Here is a 17589-nt window from a genome sequence, read left to right on the forward strand (position 1 = left end):
GACAGAAAAAACAAAAATGGTTGACAGCCTACTGATTGGCTGCAACCATTTTTTATATTGTGGAAATATAGGAAAATTGACGTTCGAGATAAAGTTCTACTTTCCTTGCTGTAAAGATGAGACAGTAGTAATACCGCCAATGCTTATTGTCTCCATCATCCGGATAAATTCGCGCATAGGTCTGGATACATAACGGTTCAGTTTATGGGTGAGGTTGATATGGCGGGCAGTCTGTTCGTCGTCAATCTTATAAAAGACAACGTTTTCTCCCACGTTGCTCAACTTCACAATAGTATCCGTTACAAAAGATACGGCCAGTTGCTGATTAACCATATTGTAGACGGTCATCAACTGATCCAAAAACATAAAAACCCTAGGCTCAAAGCCACTGCTGCGGAATAAGCGCATTGCCCGTCCATGCATATCATATCCTTTCTTCAGCATCAGGAAGCGATGACTATGAAAAGAACAGAGAGATATGCATGGCCAATCCGGACGCATATGTAAATCAGAACGTATATCCTGCATACTTAGGCAGCAATCCTTTAATTCCTCGTTTATAGGGTCGCTGAGGGGGACGGCCAACAATACGTGTTCCTGGAAGAGGGGATAACTTTGAAATAGTGTTTCGTCAAATTGGTTGCTTTCTATAAGTAAATCAATTTCACCGTTCAGCGTCATCTCTTGCAGGGTCAAGAAGTCTGTTTCGACCAAGCGTATTTCTACCCCGGGAAAGCTTTTGGAAAACTGAGAGATTAATGCTGGTAATAGATAGCTTGAAAACATATGAGGTGCACCCAAAGTGAGGCTACCGGTTTTTAATTCCTTGTAGTCGTCCAGATAGGTTGCAAGATCATTTTCTATGGCCAGGATTTGCTGAATCCCCTCCATATATACCTTGCCCGCTTCTGTGAGTTGTATGGGATTCGTGCTGCGATCAAAGATCTGTATGCCGATTTCCCGTTCAAACTTTATTATGGTCAGGCTCAGTGAGGGCTGAGATAGGAAGAGCTTCTGGGCAGCACGGGAAAAACTTTGCTCCTTATTGACCTCATTAATATAGTGAAGAGTGCGGAACAAGGTATATTCACCACCTTATTTATATTTATAAATAAGTATTTTAATATAATGTGTATTTGATTATAAGCAACCTTTGCCTTATTGTCAATATAGAACGAAATATCAGATTAGTCTCTGTGTCCGAACACTTGGGAGGGAATAGTCAGTGAAAGCAATAATCGCAGAACGAATGGATAGGCTAGTTGCTTCAGGGGTACGTAAGATCAACGAAAAGGCAATGGCCATGAAACAGGCCGGGGAACAGGTCCTGCACTTTGAGTACGGCAGACCGGATTTTGATACCCCCGGATACATAAAACGGGCGGTAATCGAGAGTGTTGAGGCGGGGGAAGTGTTCTATACCTCTGGTCCTGGTATGAGCGAGCTACGAGAAGCAATAACTGAAAAGCTGCAGAGGGACAACAATATCTCCTATGACAAATCAGAGATTCTCGTAACGGTGGGCTTATCCGAGGCGATATTTCACGTTTTAAGCACAATTTTGGATGAAGGTGACGAAATCCTGATTCCCGATCCCGTGTGGATGAACTACCTCAATGTCCCCAGGTATTTGGGAGCTGTGCCTGTATCTTATGGTTTGAGGGAGGAAAATGAATACCAAGTAGATCTGGAGGAAATTCGCAGTAAGATTACAGCAAGAACGAAAGCCATGGTAATCGTGACCCCCAACAATCCTACTGGAGGAGTTCTCTCCGAACAAACCTTAAGAGGGATTGCGGATATGGCAATCAGCAGAGACATTTGGGTGATTTCCGATGAAATCTACGAGAGACTGATTTACGATAACGAAAAACATATCAGCATTGCTTCCCTTCCCGGGATGAAGGAGCGCACCTTCACTATGAATGGTTTTTCCAAGGCCTATTCTATGACCGGTTGGAGAATTGGCTATGTCGCAGCCCCCCAAGAAATGATAGCCACCCTCAATAAGATTCACGAGTATAACACTATCTGCGCTCCCTCTTTTGCGCAAAAGGCATCGGTGATAGCATTGCAGAACGAAACCGACGAAGTAGCTGATATGGTAAAGGAATACAAAAGGCGCCGCGATTACGCGGTAAAGGCTATCAATGAGATTGGAGGGTTAAGCTGTCTCTGTCCTAAAGGGGCGTTCTATATCTTCATCAACATCAAACAGTTGCCTATGACTTCTGCTGAGTTCGCGGAATATTTGCTGGACACCGCCAAAATGGCCTGTGTACCCGGAGAAGTATTCGGTGAGGGGGGCAAAGGATATCTCCGTATGTGTTTTGCCAACAGCTACGAGAACATTGTGGAAGGGTGCCGACGTCTGAAGGAAGCCGTTGACAGCTTGCGCGAGTAAAAACCTGAAACAGTATGAGATTATTTTAATTTGAATGGAGTGAGTGAGTTGAAAGGAATCTATACCCCAATCGTCATTCCCTTTGATCCTGATGAGCAGATTAATTACGAATATCTGAAGCACAATCTGGACAGATGGGGAAAAACAGATCTGGATGGCATAGTGGTTCTGGGTTCCAACAGTGAATTTGTTTATCTCAATACTCTAGAAAAGTTGCGACTGGTGAAGTTTGCCAAAGAATGTTTTAATCCAGACAAGAAAATCATTGTGGGTACATCCTGTGAATCTACAAAGGAAACGATAGAACTTTCCAGAGAGATGTACGCGCTTGGAGCGGATGCGGTATTGCTATTGCCTCCTCATTATTTCAAAGGTGCCATGAAGGAGGAAGTATTGTATAAGTATTTTACCGATGTAGCGGATGCTGTACCCATACCGGTCATGCTCTACAATATGCCGGGTAACACCGGTATCAACCTTTCCTCCGGTCTGGTTGCTAGGTTGGCCAAGCATCCCAATATCGTGGGAGTGAAGGATACCTCCGGTAACATTGTTCAGATCTCGGAAATTGTTCGGGACACAGATGACGATTTCGCTGTCTTTGCCGGTAATACAGGATACCTATTGCCATCCTTGGTAGTCGGGGCCAGAGGAGCGACCCTGGCTCTGGCCAATATTATGCCGGAGGAATGCTGTAGGCTGGTATCCTTGTTCAGGGAAGGGAAGTTGGCTGAAGCAAGAGAACTGCAGCAAAAAATGTTAGAAATAAATTTTACAGTCACAGGGAAATTTGGCATACCGGCTTTAAAATATGCAATGGACTTGCTGGGCTATAAAGGCGGTGAGCCGAGAAGACCTCTGGAGCCACTTAGTAGTGAGAACAAAAAAGAAGTAAAAGAAATCTTAGATAAATACGGCGCATTGAACGCAAGTTAAATTAGATAGCATAGAGGGAGCTTTCGATGAAGAATACAAAAATAATTTGTACGAAATGTAACAAGGTTTATCCGGCCGATATTCTCCAAGATCGTTGTGATGATTGCCATGAACCGCTGGAAGTGGAAATAGTAAAAAAGGGGAAGATTCGGGAAAGTAATTTCTTGGGACAGACTGTGTTAGAAAGATATGCTGACTTTTTCCCCTATTTCAAAGAGGTAGATGATGTCTCGATGCGTGAAGGCTTTACGCCTTTACAGGAATCAAAAAAGCTTGCTCAAGAAATGGGAATTGCAAAATTGTATTTCAAAAATGAGAGCACAAACCCAACCTGGTCCTTTAAAGATCGAGGGACGTTAACCGGGGTTTTGCATGCAATCAAAATTGGGTATAAAAAGATTGCCACTGTTTCCTCGGGAAATATGGCAGCGTCCGTAGCCGCCTATGGAGCTAAATCGGGCTTAAAGACTTATGTGTTTGTCAGTAGTCAGATACCTGCAGAAAAGATCAATCCGATTGCGATCTACAATCCCATCTTAGTTACAGTTGAGGGAAGATACGATCTAATTCAAAGGGAAAGTCTTAGATTATGTAAAAAATATGGAATTTACATGATTAACTCAGACGCTCCTTTTCGAGTTGAAGGCTACAAAACCCTTGCATACGAAGTGTGTGAGCAAACCAATTTTGATGTGCCGGATTATGTCTTGGTGCCTAATAGCTCAGGTGGGCATATCCGGGGCATTGAAAAAGGCTTCAGGGAATTTAAAGAATGCGGTCTTATAAAAAAGGTGCCTAGGATGGTCTGTGTGCAGGCCGCCGGATGTTCACCCGTTTATAACGCCTTTATTACAAGAGCGGATCAAGTTGAAAGAATTGAGAATCCCCATACCTTAGCCCATGGCATTGAAAATACATTACCACTCAGTGGCAACCAGGTCTTGAGAATGTTGAAATGGAACAAGGGTTTTTGCGTATCGGTTACCGATGATGAAATAATTGATGCCCAGGCAACACTTGCCAGTACGGGCTTGTTCCTGCAGCCAGAGTCTGCAGCAAGTTTAGCTGCAGTCAAGAAATTAAAGCATGAGAAGTATTTCCGTGGTGATGAAAAAGTTGTCTGTGTTTTAACGGGAAGCGGCTTAAAATACACTGCGGCGTTTGAACATCATAAGCTGACACATTATACCTGTAAATTGGATAAATTGGACGATTTTTTGGGCTCTCAACAATAGAAGAGGTGGTTAAATATGACAGCAGAACAAATATTGATTGAAAAATATCAGTTAGAACTACCAAAGCCTTCTGAACCGGGAGGGCTGTATACCCCGGTAGTTCAAACAGGCAATTTATTATTCGTTTCGGGTCATACACCCAAAAGAGATGGAAAGTTGGTCTACCAAGGAAAGCTAGGACGAGATTTTACAATCGAACTGGGACAGCAGGCGGCAATCCTATCCATCCTGAATTGCCTGGCGGCAATCAAAGGGCATATCGGAGAGCTTGACAAGATCAAAAGAATCGTCCAAGTAGTGGGCTATGTCAGCAGTTCTGAAGGATTTCATGATCAAGCTAAAGTGATTAATGGGGCATCAAAGCTGTTGACAGAGGTTTTTGGTGAACGGGGCAATCATGCCCGGGCGGCACTGGGCACCAATGAGCTGCCAGGCGGAGCCCCAGTTGAAATTATGTGTGTTGTTGAAGTTTGACATGGAAAAGAACTTATGAGAAGGGGAGGGATGAAGAGTAAAAAAACAAAACAACGAAGCTTGAACTAGAAACAGATTCAATTTGTGTTGTTAATGAATGAAAGGGGTGTTCAGCTTGGAACAAAATGTTTCGAAAAGCTACAAGTATTGGGTGTTATTTACACTTTTCCTTGGGTGGTTAATTGCCAGTATGGATCGAGCAGTTATGAGTATTGCGCTGATACCGTTAACTGAAGAGTTTGGTTTGAATCCAGCCACAACGGGCATCGTAATGAGTTCTTTCTTCCTGGGATTTATTATCATGCAGTTCCCCGGCGGTTTTTTGGCTGATAAATACGGTGCCAAGAAGGTTTTGCTTATTGCTATTATATCCTGGTCGCTCTTTACTGGTTTAACAGGACTTGCCTGGTCTTTAACCGCTTTATTAGTTTTTCGCTTCCTTTTTGGTATTTTCGAAGGGTTCTTTCCCTCTGCCAGCTCAATATTAGTTGCTCAAAACTTTCCTTTAACCCAAAGAGCCAGGGCAAAAACTATTGTGTTGTTGGCGAGCGGAGTTGGGGGGATTCTGGCTGCTGTGGGGGGCGCTGCTTTGGTTGAATCCCTGGGCTGGCGAGCAATGTTTTGGATTCTTTCTGGATTTGGAGTATTGATTTTCTTGTTATTCGTATTCAAAGTCCAAGACCATCATAAGGCGAAAAAACAGGATGACATCGTGACCAAAGAGCCAGTGCACAAAGTACCTGTACGAGAAGTGCTAAAAAATCCTTTAGTTTGGAGCTTGCTTGTAACCTCCCTGGGAATCTATATCGTCAATTGGGGAATATCCTCCTGGATGCCGATTTATCTAGTCCAAGCTCGTGGTTTATCCATGATGGAAATGGGGACTTTAATTGCCATCAGCGGGCTGATCATGATGGTAGTTGCATTACTTGTAGGATATATACTGGATAAAATCACCGGCAAGGAAAGGTATGCCGCCGCAGGTGGCGCAGTCTTTGCAGCACTCTTTCTGTATCTATTAGCTAATGCCCCGACTCCGGTCATGGCAGTGGTTTATCAAACTTTAGCCCAAGCAGCCTGCTCATTTGTGACCTTCACAGTACTGACCCAGCCTTTAAAAAGATTTCCTGTCGAAGCTATTGGTACCGCCAATGGGATTATCAATACTGGGGGGCAGATCGGTTCTTTCGTATCCCCGATGGCCATGGGCTTCATTATTCAAGCATCCGGTGGCTCATATACTAGTGCTTTTATGTTCCTCGCTGCCTGTACGGTTATTTCGGCAATAGCAGGCGCAACCATTCCAGTTGTCAAAACACCGGCTAAATCTGGGCCGGCGGCTGGTGCCGAAGCATAGTGCTTAAATTAGTGTTCGCCCATAGCGAAAAATATTATAATTGAGAGGATGTGTAAAAATGGTAAAGGAAAATTTACCGGAATGGTTTCAAAGATTTGAGGAATCACAATTTGAGGTGTACTCGAAGAAATACGCAGACATCATGAAGATGACCCGAAAAAATGGGATTATTGAAGTGAAGATGCACACCGACGGCGGGCCCTTGAAGTACGTTTGGAGTGTTCACGAAGCCTGGGGTCAAGCTTGGCGAGAAATCGGAGCAGACCATGAGAATCAGGTAATTATCATCACAGGCTCGGGAGACAAGTGGTTGGAGGGGGATCCCGATGCATGGAAAGTCCCACTTATCAAGTGGTCAGCCGATGGGAAGCTCAAAATGCGGATGGAATCACAGAAGTTGATGGAAAACTTTGTATTCGGCATTGATGTTCCGGTTATTGCAGCTGTCAATGGCCCGGGAGTACACGTTGAGTTTAGTGCCTTAGCCGATATTACCCTGGTTACAGAGGATGTGGATTTTTGGGATCCGCATTTTCTAGCCGGAGTAGTTCCGGGAGATGGTATGGGACTGGTGCTGCAAAGGACGATAGGCATCAAACGGGCTGCTTATTACGCTATGACCGGTAAAAGGCTAGACGGCAAAACAGCTGTTGAGCTTGGACTGGCCAATGAAGTGGTGCCGCGTGAGAAAATTCTTGAACGCGCTTGGGAACTTGCAGAGTTCATCATGGATCGGCCGCGTGCTGCCCGATATTTGACCCATGGTGTTCTCATGCGTCCTTGGAAACAAGCGCTTGTCGAGGATCAAGTCATGCATGGCACCTCCATAACCTTGGGATTATGCATGGATGAGGTTGGCGCCTTAGAAAGGTTAAAGGAACTGAAGAAGCAGGGTCGCATCTAAGCTCGATACAAAGCTATTGCACATCTGCGGTCTATCCGCTGATGTGCAGTAGTTAATAAACTTTTAGACCACCTTCTGATAGGAAAATCTAAGACTATGGTGGGATTACTACATGGTAATTAAAGAAAAAATACTACCTTATATTGAAGCGAAAAGGGAGATGCTCCTCAATATCAGTGACAGCATCTGGGAATATGCAGAGCCTAAATTCGCAGAGTATAAATCTTCTGCACTTTTGTGCCAGGTTTTAGCCGAAGAGGGTTTTGCCGTAACCAAGGGCATAGCGGGCATGGAGACGGCTTTTGTAGCCAGTTATGGCAGCGGGAAACCGGTAATCGCTTTTTTGGGCGAATATGATGCTCAGTATGGACTAAGCCAGGAAGCGGGGGCTGCCGAAAGAAAACCTCTTCTTGATGGAGGCCCAGGCCATGGCTGCGGGCACCATACTATTGGTGTTGGTGCATTGGCAGCCGCCTTTGCTGTTAAGGAATATATCAAAGAACATGAGATTAAAGGAACAGTGAAATACTTTGGTTGCCCAGGGGCGGAGGGCGGTTGTGGTAAGGTCTATTTAGCCAGAGCCGGCTATTTTAACCATGTTGAGGCAGCCCTAACCTGGCACCCCTTTACCTCAAGCAATATCATGACCTTCAACGTTCTGGCGACCATTAGTGCCTATTTTAAATTTCAGGGTGTAAGCTCACATGCCGCTGGCTCGCCTCATCTAGGCAGAAGTGCTTTGGATGCCGTCGAATTAATGAACGCCGGCGTGAATTTTTTGAGAGAGCATGTTGAACAGGATGTACGTATGCACTATGCCATCACCGATGCCGGAGGATGTTCTCCAAATGTGGTTCAGGCGAAGGCCACGGTCCTGCAGCAAATACGCGCCCCTAGGCTTTCTCAGGTCAGGGACATCTACGAGAGGGTCGTCAACATAGCCAAAGGCGCGGCTTTAATGACCGATACTAAGCTAGAAGTTGTTTTTGACAAAGCAAGCTCTAATGTGCTTCTTAACAATGTCCTAGGTGCCTTGGTACATGAAAAATTCCGGGAATTAGGTCCTGTGCCTGTAAATGAACAAGACTTAGAATATGCCCGCAAGATTAGGAAAACCATGAGCGAAAAGGAAAAGCGTCTTGATGAATTTATCGCCACCAATATGTTTGGAGAAGCAGGCAAAATGGTCGTCAAGGAGATCGAAGGCAAGGAAATAATTGATTTAATCTATCCTTACAATTCTAAGGAAATTGTCTCCAGCGGCTCCAACGATTTGGGGGATGTCAGCTGGAATGTGCCCACTGTAGCATTTCAGACAGTTACCTTTGCCAAGGATACAGCCCCCCAATCCTGGCAGATGGTGGCTCAAGGGAAATCAGATCTTTGCCATAAGGGCCTGCTCCATGCAGGTAAAGTGCTAGCTTTGGCTGGTGCGGAGTTGCTGGAAAACCCTAAACTATTTAGAGAAGCTAGAAATGAATTTGATCAAAGGCGAGCTGGGGAGACCTATCGATCTCCTATTCCTCCTGAGGTTAAACCTTCAACCTTATATAAAAAGGAAGTGCAATAAAAATGGAAGAAAAAAACTCCAACAGATATTGGGTGTTATTTATTCTTTTACTTGGATGGGTAATTGCCAGTATGGACCGGGCGGTTATGAGTATTGCGGTGATACCCATAACCAGCGATTTTAATCTAACTGCATCTTCCACGGGGATAATTCTAAGCAGTTTTTTCCTCGGCTACGCTCTCTCCCAGATTCCCGGCGGTTATTTAGCAGACAGATTTGGTTCAAGAAGAGTGCTTCTGGTCGCAGTTATAACATGGTCAGTTTTTACGGGTTTGACTGGCCTTGCCTGGTCTTTAGCTTCCTTATTAGTTTGTCGTTTCCTCTTTGGGATTTTTGAAGGATCCTTCCCCGCGGCCAGCTCCTTATCCATCGCTGAGAATTTCCCTCTCAAGCAAAGAGCAAGGGCTAAAACGATTATGTTGTTGGGAAGCGGCATTGGGATGATCGGAGCTCCAATTATTGGAGCGGCTATGCTTGAGGCCATTGGCTGGCGTATGATGTTTGGAATTCTCGCCTTATGTGGAATCTCAATGTTCATATTATTCTGGTTCGTAATCAAAGATAAGACTAAAGATCCGGGGTCCAACCAGACTACTAAAAAGGTCCCGCTTAAGACGGTGATAAAAAACCCTTTAGTTTGGAGTTTGTTCATTACCTATGTGGGAATATATGTTGTTAACTGGGGATTAATGTCCTGGATGCCGACCTATCTGGTCAAAGCTCGCGGCTTATCGCTGATGGAAATGGGTGCAGCTACGGCAGTCGTCGGATTAGTGCTGTTGGTGAGTGCGCCTTTGGTAGGAGTTTTACTTGATAAAATCACTGGCAAGGAAAGATATCTCGCTTCCGGTGGTGCTATAGGGGCTGCAGTCTTTCTTTATTTCATGGTTAAGGCCCCGAGCCCGACTATGGTTGTGGTCTTTCAAGCTTTAGCCCTTGTTAGTTGTTCTTTTGTTTCCCTTACCACAGCCACTCAACCAATGAAAAGGTTTCCCCTTGAAGTTGTCGGAACTGTCAGTGGGCTGGTCAATACAGGGGGACAAATCGGCTCCTTTATTTCCCCTTTGGTTATGGGATTGATCATTGATGCTTCCGGCGGTTCATATGCCCCTGCCTTTGCGTTCCTTGGGGTATGTGTTCTCGTTGCTGCCGTCGCGGGCGCAACTATACCTGTCATCAAAACGCCGGATGACCCCAAAGTTGATGCACCAGGGGCAAGCTCTTAATACATTGTCTAGACATGGAGCCGCTTCCTTTTGGTATTCATATCCGCCTACTTATCGAATATATTATCGCTTAATTCTGTGCATTAACAAATATATGGAGGGGGTATCTGAATGGTGGTTAAGGAAAAGGTATTGCCGTACATTGAAGCAAGACAGGAGATGCTGATCAAAGTCAGTGACAGTATATGGGAGTATGCTGAAACCAGATACGAAGAATATAAGTCATCCGAACTTTTATGTAAAGTTTTGGCAGAGGAAGGTTTTGCAGTAACCAAGGGCATAGCGGATATGGATACTGCTTTCGTAGCCAGCTACGGCAACGGCAAGCCCGTAATCGGTTTTTTGGGCGAATTTGATGCTCTGTATGGGTTAAGCCAGGAAGCGGGAATTGCAGAAAAGAAACCCTTGATCGAGGGAGGTAAAGGCCATGGCTGTGGTCACCATGCGCTTGGTGTCGGCTCGTTGGCAGGTGTACTTGCTCTTAAAGAATACATGAAAGAAAACAATGTTAAAGGAACAGTGAAGTATTTCGGCTGTCCGGCTGAGGAAGGCGGTTGTGGGAAGGTCTATTTAGCCAGAGCCGGTTATTTCAACGATATTGATGCGGTCCTTACCTGGCATCCCTTTACTTCCAGCAATATTATGACCTTCAATATCTTGGCGACTTGCAGTGCCTATTTTAAATTCCATGGCATAAGCTCACATGCCGCCGGGTCGCCCCATCTGGGCAGAAGCGCCCTAGACGCTGTGGAATTGATGAATATCGGTGTGAATTTCCTGAGAGAGCATGTGGAACAGGATACGCGCCTGCACTATGCCATCACCAACGCCGGTGGATCTTCGCCCAATGTGGTCCAGGCGGAGGCGGCTGTCCTACACCAAATCAGAGCGCCCAGGATATCCCAGGTCAGGGACATCTATGAGAGGATTATCAACATTGCTAAAGGGGCGGCATTAATGACAGATACCAAGCTGGAGGTTGTTTTTGACAAGGCAAGTTCTAATATACTATTTAACAATGTTCTGGGAGCTTTGGTGCACGAGAAGTTTACAGAGATAGGTCCTGTGCCAATCAGTGATCAAGACATCGAATATGCCCGCGAAATCAGGGCGACTTTAAACGAGAAGGAGAGGCATCTTGATGAAAGCCTTACAGTTGCTATGTTCGGAGAAGGTGGACGGGAGATAGTCAGACAGTTTTCCGACAAGGACATCATAGATTTTCTCTATCCTTATGAACCCAACGAAATTGTTGCGATGGGCTCCAGCGACTTGGCAGATGTGAGCTGGAACGTCCCCACTGTGTCATTCCAAGCAGTTACCTATGCGAAAGACACCTCTCCCCATTCCTGGCAACAGGTTGCGCAAGGAAAAGCGAATCTTTGCCACAAAGGTTTGCTGCATGCAGGTAAAGTGATGGCCTTGGCAGGTGCCGAACTGCTGGAAAATCCGGAACTGTTGACGAAGATGAAAGAGGAATTTGACAGGAGACGAGACGGAGAGGTGTATGTATGTCCGATTCCGCCTGATGTCAAACCTTCGCCCCTAAGATAAATACCGGCGGATTGATAAATGCTAGCTGATTGCAAAGACACTTACTTATTAAAGATAAGGAGAATTACAAATGTCAAATCTGATTAAAAACATCTATTGTGTAGGTCGCAATTATGTTCTGCATGCAGAGGAACTAAATAATGCCATTCCCCAAACCCCCTTATTGTTTACTAAACCAACCCATTCTTTAGCAGAAGCCAAGGGAGGTGAGATTTTCTTTCCGTCAGATAGAGGCCAAATTCAATATGAAGCAGAACTCGTTTTTCATATTAGCCGACCCTATGAGCCAGGTATAAGAGTAGATGACCTAGTGGACAAGATGGCTATTGGTATAGACTTTACATTGCGTGATCTCCAAACCGAGCTAAAAGGAAAAGGGTATCCATGGGTATTGGCCAAAGGGTTTATCAATTCAGCAGTACTCACACCTTGGCAGCCTTTTACTGGACTTGAAACTTTGGAGGATATTGATTTTTCCCTGGTTAAGAACGGGCAAGAGGTTCAACGGGGGAATATGAAAAACATGATTTTTGACTTACAGACGATAATTGATTATACGGCGCTGCACCTTGGCCTTGGTCAGGGGGATATCATCTTTTCAGGTACTCCCGCCGGAGTTGGGCCGGTTTTGGACGGAGATAGATTTGTCTGTAAGCTGGGAGATAACGAGCTAGGGAGTTGCCTGATCAAGCTGGCAAAGTAGAGAGGGTATTGGATCCGATACCGTACAGAGTTTGCTTGAAAGAAGGCTCTAACATAAGGGGATGGGCATATGCTATGGTTTAAGAAGACAGACACTGTAACTGAATTTCAATCTGCATATCAGCAGTCATCGATTGCTGATACAAGAAAGGGTAAGCAGATTGCCTTGTTAAAGCATAATCAAAAATGCGCTGTGGAAAGAATCCGCAATAAGATCGAAGAAAGCGGAGCCACTGCTGATCATTTGATTCAAAGCACTACGGCAATCACCGAGTCAGCTGAACTGCAGATGAAAGCCATCGAAAAAGTGGTGGATGAACTAAACAATTATTCGGCCTTAGCCCAGCAATTATTTGCCGGTACTGAGAACTCACAGCAAATTTCCCAACGGACCCTGCGGGTGGCACAGGATGGAACCAGTGCAGCGGAAAGCTCCATCAACGCGATCAGCCAGATCATCAATTCCGTCGAAGCCGCTAAAAGCGTTGTAGCAGCGTTAGAGACTAAATCCACTCATATCAATCAGTTATTAAGTGTCATTAAAGATATTGCAGCGAGCACCAATTTGCTGTCTTTAAATGCTTCCATTGAGGCAGCCCGGGCTGGGGACGCAGGGCGTGGGTTTGCTGTGGTAGCTCAGGAGGTTAAGAAGTTAGCCCAACGCAGCTTGGACTCCGTTGGTTATATCAGTAAAACTGTAGCGGAAATTAATACAAGCATCGATGAAACGCTACTGGCCATGAACGAGATTGATGCCAAAGCCAAGCTGGGCACAGAAATTGCCAATGAAACGGAGCAGGTTTTTATCACGATCATCGAAGCTGTACAGCAAAGCGATAGTATCTTTAACGAAATCCGTGGGGCGATTTCCGGTCAGAGTGCCAGTCTGGAGAGGGTGAGCGATTCAGCCCATGTCATGGGCGCTTCTTTCCGTGAATTGGTGTCGATCGCCGAGGTAGCATCCTTATATACCCAGTTTCTACGGACAGCACTATATTCACTCACTGAAGCATCTGGAGAGCTCAAAAAGAATACTGCTCAAATGCTCGAAAGGGTGGAGAGCCCTTCCTTCCATGGTCATGTCCTGCATACAAGCATTGGAGGTGGATTTGATGTTTTGAATCCGTTAATTTCAAGATCTTTTACCTCTGCACAGATTTTATCCAACGTCCATGCCAGTCTCCTGGCTATCAATGCTGAGGGCAATTTGTGCCCTGCCATTGCCAAGAGCTGGCATCTAACCGAAAATAATACATGGATATTTAATCTCCGGCGCGGTGCTAAATTCCATAATGGCCGAGAAATTACTGCCGAAGATATCAAATTAACCTACCAGTATCTTTTGCATCCCGTCACTAACTCACCCCATAAATGGAACTTAAAGCATATCGAAGGTGCTCAGGAATGCATGGAAGGTAAAACCACCAACCTAAGCGGGGTGCAAGTCTTGGACAAATACCGGTTGAGTATTCGTCTTATCTCCCCCTATAGTGGGTTTCTCTTTAATCTCGGCCAGGTTACGACCTCTATCATTGCCTTTGAAGATATGGCAAAAGGCAAAATAATTGGGTGCGGACCTTACCGCTTAGTTGAAGGGGATAAGGAGTTAATCCTGAAAGCTTTCCCCGAGTACTTTAATGGCGAGCCCTATGTGCCTGAGATACGTTTGGGATTAACCAATCATAATGTGTCTGAAGACTTTATCGCGGGAAAATATGATTTTATTCTGATCCACCATAAAGGGATATTGGAAAATATTAAGAATAAGCCTGGTGTAAACATTTCCACACTTAGTATCGCCGGAGTTGTGTATGCGGGATTCAATCTAATTTCGCAATCCCCCTATATCCGCAACCCCTTGGCCAGGAAGGCGATCAATCATGCTGTCAATAAGAAAAGATTAATTCAGGATTTATTAGGTGGGCTAGGTACAGAGGCCAAAGGGCCGCTACCCCAAAATATATTGGAAGATACACAACTGATCGGTTATGAGTATAACCCCCACAAGGCCAAAGATATGTTGATAAAATGTGGATTGGCCAACAGTAAGGAAAAATTACGCATCCTCTGCCGTCAAGAAGCTGAAACCACTGTAAACAACCTATTTTCCAAATTTATTATGCAGGATCTGCAGGCCATAGGCATCGATTGCATTTTGGTGCCGGTTGATCCTAGTCTGGACGGAGATATAAAAACCATCCAAAGCAGTTGCGATATCTTTGTTAATAAATACACGGCTGATACAGTGGACCCGGATAATATTCTTGTCCCGAATTTTACCCAAGGAGAGTCAGCCAATCGCACAGGCTATTACAATGAAGAGGTGGTCAGGAAATTAAGGAAGGCCAGCGAAATCGTTAACCCCTCGAAACGAGCGGAAGTATACAGGGAGATCCAAAGGATTATAGTCGATGAAGCACCCTGGATATTCCTCTTTTATCCACAGTTAGGGATGGCCTGTCACGACGATCTATCAGGTGTTAAGCTAAATCTCTTCGGGTTACCGCGGTACGAAGATATCGTTGTCAATCGGATCGAATGATGCTTATCTTTTAAAATGCTAAACGGAGCTGTTGCATAGTGGTCCGATAAAGTTATCGACATGGAAATCAAAAGCCCCTGTTAGAAAACAAGGCTGATTTGAGGCGAAGGAAGGAGAATAAGAATGGATATGAAAAAAACTATGGCGACGCTGATGGCGTCAGAACCGGTGAAGAAGGCTCTCGCTTTCTTAGAGAAGGATGCCGAGTACACTCTTAAGCAGCAATTGGAGTTGGTGCAGGTTCCTGCCTTCACAGGCCAGGAGGAGGAAAGAGCCAAGTACTTTCAGAAACTGATCGAGGCCGAGGGCTACAAGACCGAGCTGGACGAGGTTTGGAACATCTTTACCACTATCCCCGGCACGGGTGACGGACCCACTGTGCTTATCTCTGCCCATTTGGATACCGTGTTCCCCCCGGAGACTCCGCTAAATATCAGATACGAGGGCTCAAAGATTTATTGTCCGGGCATCAGCGATGATACCCGAGGACTCACCGAGATGTTGACCATCCTACGCGCCTTCCGAGAGGTAGGCATCCGTCCCATCGGCGATATCATTATCGGTGGGAACGTAGGTGAGGAAGGTCTCGGCAACTCACGAGGGATGCGTCATATTTTCGGCAAGCCCAATAACATCGACGGTTTTATTTCGGTAGATGGAGCCTGTAAGGCCTTGATTATAGGCATTGCCGGTATTTTGCGGTATAAGGTGACCTTCCGCGGCCGCGGAGGGCATGCTATGGGCGACCACGGTATGCCTAACCCTATTTATGCTATGGGTCAGGCCATTAGTGGCATTTCTAATTTACCGGAGGCCTTTGCCGCGCCCTGGACTGATTCTGTCAGTGGTGAGCCCTGGACCACTTTCAACGTGGGCCTGATTAACGGTGGTCAATCGGTCAACACCATAGCGGAAGAGTGTTCCATGTTAATCGAAATACGCTCCGTAAAGCAGGATAAATTGGATGAAGTGACCCAAAGGATCATGGCCATAATCAACCAGGCGGTGAACAATGAAAACCGCCGCAGGGAGAATAAACCTGAGCTCAGTGTTAGCGTAGAAATTAAAGAACTGAACAAAAAGCCGGCAGGTTGGCAGCCCACAGAAAGCCCAATGGTTCAGGCTGGTTTTACTGCCTATGAAGCCCTGAATCAGACACTAGATTATCCGACGGTGGGAACTGGAGATAGCTGCATTCCGTTGAGTATGGGCATTCCTGCGGTGGTTACGGGAGCAGGCGGTACATCGGCAAACTTTCATAAGTTGAACGAATGGTTCGATCCCACCGACGCGCATTTAGGGGCTTTTAAAAACCTGCTTTATCTTCTGGCACTAGTGGGCTTGGACGGAGTTTCCGCGCCTACGCTACCCAAACGGAACAAATAGAACCTTAGACGCAAAGCTGCCTCAAACACATTAGATTTGAGGTGGCTTGTTTTAATTTGGGAATATGTATTAAAGAAAATAGCAAGCTTGAACTTACCACAGCAGATACCGTTTGCTGTGTTTTTTTATGAAAAATCCTCATGTGTTTTTAGAGACTTGATTAGCTACGATTAGTTGACAAAATAGCTAATATATATATAAAATAATACCTAAGTAATAGTTTTAGGAGGAAGGTGATTCGATGCGTATTAATACCACAGATATACAGAACGCTTTTGGAAAATATCTTGCACTGGTAGAGAAGGAAGATATTATTATTACCAAAAACGGCAAGAGTGTCGCCAAACTCATACATTATAATGAACCGGACTTTTTTTTGGTACATGAAGAAGCAAAGAAATATCAACCCACAAAAAAAGTGGGCTATGAAGAATATATGGAGTTGGTGGAGTCCTCTGACCAAAGGTACGAACTGATCGATGGTGAGATTTATCTGTTAGCTTCACCATCATTCAAGCACCAGGTGGTTGTTAACGAAATATCTGGTCAGTTTTATAACTATTTTAAAGGAAAACCTTGCCGGTCTTTAACCGCCCCGTTGGATATACGGCTTTTCGGTTATGCGACCAAGTTCGAAGAAGATCCCAATGTTGTTCAGCCGGATCTTGTCGTGATCTGCGATGAAGAAAGGGTTAATGAGAAGAACAAGTATGAAGGTATACCGACACTAGTAGTCGAAGTTTTGTCTCCTTACACCAAAGCCAAAGATTTGGTTGCCAAACTTAATCTCTATATGAAAAGCGGTGTTTTGGAATATTGGGTTGTAAACCCGGAAGATAAAAGAATACTTCAATACTCTTTTTCCAAAGAAAGAGATATTAATTACCCCCAAAGCTATCAGCAGGAGGAAACTATCCAATCAACTGTCTTTTCAGAATTAAGAATAGCTTTATCTGATATCTTTTCTGATATTTAGTTCCGGAAACCGCCGGAGTATAGGGTTTTCGTATCCAGCAGATCTGGCCGCCGATGCATACGATTATGAGCAAGATAACGAAACCTCCCGTATAAAGCAATATCTAAAAGCTGTTTACCTTATTTATGATCCGCCCCTGTCAAGGTAGACCAGGGAAATAAATAAACAAGGTTATAGAAATAGCTACTGCAAAATTGGCGGTAGCTATTTTTTATGCGGCAAACTTTGCCTTGTACCTCAGAATACGCTTGTTCTCTGGAATGGGATATTGTGCAGGAGAATCTGTTTCAAGTGCAGCAGCCCGAACTTCCATAGGAGCACGG

At 44.9% G+C, this 17589-nt stretch carries 14 protein-coding genes; 13 read left to right on the forward strand and 1 reads right to left on the reverse strand.

Going from position 1 to position 17589, the window contains the following annotated elements:
* Positions 1 to 96 precede the first annotated feature (96 nt).
* Positions 97 to 1080: a LysR family transcriptional regulator gene (locus AAC978_RS12985; RefSeq protein WP_341548488.1), complete on the reverse strand. Its 984-nt coding sequence runs from the start codon at positions 1078 to 1080 to the stop codon at positions 97 to 99.
* A gap of 145 nt (positions 1081 to 1225) precedes the next feature.
* Here AAC978_RS12985 and AAC978_RS12990 point away from each other — a divergent pair, with 145 nt between their 5' ends.
* The 13 genes from AAC978_RS12990 to AAC978_RS13050 all read left to right on the forward strand — a co-directional run bounded on the left by AAC978_RS12990 (position 1226) and on the right by AAC978_RS13050 (position 17266).
* Positions 1226 to 2404 (forward strand): pyridoxal phosphate-dependent aminotransferase, encoded by a 1179-nt coding sequence (locus AAC978_RS12990; protein ID WP_341548489.1) that lies wholly within the window; start codon positions 1226 to 1228, stop codon positions 2402 to 2404.
* Between the two features lie 39 nt (positions 2405 to 2443).
* Positions 2444 to 3340, forward strand: a complete 897-nt coding sequence (dapA, locus tag AAC978_RS12995; protein WP_341548490.1) for a 4-hydroxy-tetrahydrodipicolinate synthase — start codon at positions 2444 to 2446, stop codon at positions 3338 to 3340.
* Positions 3341 to 3366: 26 nt separating this feature from the next.
* A complete protein-coding gene (thrC, locus tag AAC978_RS13000; protein WP_341548491.1) occupies positions 3367 to 4575 on the forward strand; it encodes a threonine synthase in 1209 nt (402 codons plus the stop codon).
* A 15-nt stretch (positions 4576 to 4590) separates the two neighbouring features.
* On the forward strand, positions 4591 to 5049 hold the full coding sequence (locus tag AAC978_RS13005; protein ID WP_341548492.1) for a RidA family protein: 459 nt from the start codon (positions 4591 to 4593) through the stop codon (positions 5047 to 5049).
* A 115-nt stretch (positions 5050 to 5164) separates the two neighbouring features.
* Positions 5165 to 6406 carry an MFS transporter gene (locus AAC978_RS13010; RefSeq protein WP_341548493.1) on the forward strand — a complete coding sequence of 414 codons (1242 nt, stop codon included), beginning with the start codon at positions 5165 to 5167 and terminating at the stop codon, positions 6404 to 6406.
* Between the two features lie 58 nt (positions 6407 to 6464).
* On the forward strand, positions 6465 to 7310 hold the full coding sequence (locus tag AAC978_RS13015) for an enoyl-CoA hydratase/isomerase family protein (RefSeq protein WP_341548494.1): 846 nt from the start codon (positions 6465 to 6467) through the stop codon (positions 7308 to 7310).
* A gap of 112 nt (positions 7311 to 7422) precedes the next feature.
* Complete coding sequence (locus AAC978_RS13020) at positions 7423 to 8880, forward strand: amidohydrolase (RefSeq protein ID WP_341548495.1); 1458 nt, start codon at positions 7423 to 7425, stop codon at positions 8878 to 8880.
* A 2-nt stretch (positions 8881 to 8882) separates the two neighbouring features.
* Positions 8883 to 10106 carry an MFS transporter gene (locus AAC978_RS13025; RefSeq protein ID WP_341548496.1) on the forward strand — a complete coding sequence of 408 codons (1224 nt, stop codon included), beginning with the start codon at positions 8883 to 8885 and terminating at the stop codon, positions 10104 to 10106.
* 111 nt (positions 10107 to 10217) lie between these two features.
* Positions 10218 to 11660, forward strand: coding sequence for an amidohydrolase (locus AAC978_RS13030; protein ID WP_341548497.1), 1443 nt, complete (start codon positions 10218 to 10220; stop codon positions 11658 to 11660).
* A 70-nt stretch (positions 11661 to 11730) separates the two neighbouring features.
* A complete protein-coding gene (locus tag AAC978_RS13035; protein WP_341548498.1) occupies positions 11731 to 12363 on the forward strand; it encodes a fumarylacetoacetate hydrolase family protein in 633 nt (210 codons plus the stop codon).
* A 69-nt stretch (positions 12364 to 12432) separates the two neighbouring features.
* Positions 12433 to 14904, forward strand: a complete 2472-nt coding sequence (locus AAC978_RS13040; protein WP_341548499.1) for an ABC transporter substrate-binding protein — start codon at positions 12433 to 12435, stop codon at positions 14902 to 14904.
* Between the two features lie 123 nt (positions 14905 to 15027).
* The gene (locus tag AAC978_RS13045; protein WP_341548500.1) at positions 15028 to 16290 is read left to right on the forward strand and encodes a M20/M25/M40 family metallo-hydrolase; all 1263 of its coding nucleotides are present in this window, start codon (positions 15028 to 15030) and stop codon (positions 16288 to 16290) included.
* A 241-nt stretch (positions 16291 to 16531) separates the two neighbouring features.
* Positions 16532 to 17266 carry a type II toxin-antitoxin system prevent-host-death family antitoxin gene (locus AAC978_RS13050; protein ID WP_341548501.1) on the forward strand — a complete coding sequence of 245 codons (735 nt, stop codon included), beginning with the start codon at positions 16532 to 16534 and terminating at the stop codon, positions 17264 to 17266.
* The last annotated feature ends 323 nt before the right edge of the window (positions 17267 to 17589 follow it).

The sequence above is a fragment of the Desulfitobacterium sp. THU1 genome (assembly GCF_038181555.1).
GTDB lineage: Bacteria > Bacillota > Desulfitobacteriia > Desulfitobacteriales > Desulfitobacteriaceae > Desulfitobacterium.

Excerpts from the sequence above, each read along its gene's own strand:
- AAC978_RS13045 (WP_341548500.1), top strand. The coding sequence starts at position 15,028 with ATGGATATGAAAAAAACTATGGCGACGCTGATGGCGTCAGAACCGGTG.
- AAC978_RS13020 (WP_341548495.1), top strand. The coding sequence starts at position 7,423 with ATGGTAATTAAAGAAAAAATACTACCTTATATTGAAGCGAAAAGGGAG.
- thrC (WP_341548491.1), top strand. The coding sequence starts at position 3,367 with ATGAAGAATACAAAAATAATTTGTACGAAATGTAACAAGGTTTATCCG.
- AAC978_RS13030 (WP_341548497.1), top strand. The coding sequence starts at position 10,218 with ATGGTGGTTAAGGAAAAGGTATTGCCGTACATTGAAGCAAGACAGGAG.
- AAC978_RS13005 (WP_341548492.1), top strand. The coding sequence starts at position 4,591 with ATGACAGCAGAACAAATATTGATTGAAAAATATCAGTTAGAACTACCA.
- AAC978_RS13025 (WP_341548496.1), top strand. The coding sequence starts at position 8,883 with ATGGAAGAAAAAAACTCCAACAGATATTGGGTGTTATTTATTCTTTTA.
- AAC978_RS13015 (WP_341548494.1), top strand. The coding sequence starts at position 6,465 with ATGGTAAAGGAAAATTTACCGGAATGGTTTCAAAGATTTGAGGAATCA.
- AAC978_RS13050 (WP_341548501.1), top strand. The coding sequence starts at position 16,532 with ATGCGTATTAATACCACAGATATACAGAACGCTTTTGGAAAATATCTT.
- AAC978_RS13040 (WP_341548499.1), top strand. The coding sequence starts at position 12,433 with ATGCTATGGTTTAAGAAGACAGACACTGTAACTGAATTTCAATCTGCA.
- AAC978_RS13035 (WP_341548498.1), top strand. The coding sequence starts at position 11,731 with ATGTCAAATCTGATTAAAAACATCTATTGTGTAGGTCGCAATTATGTT.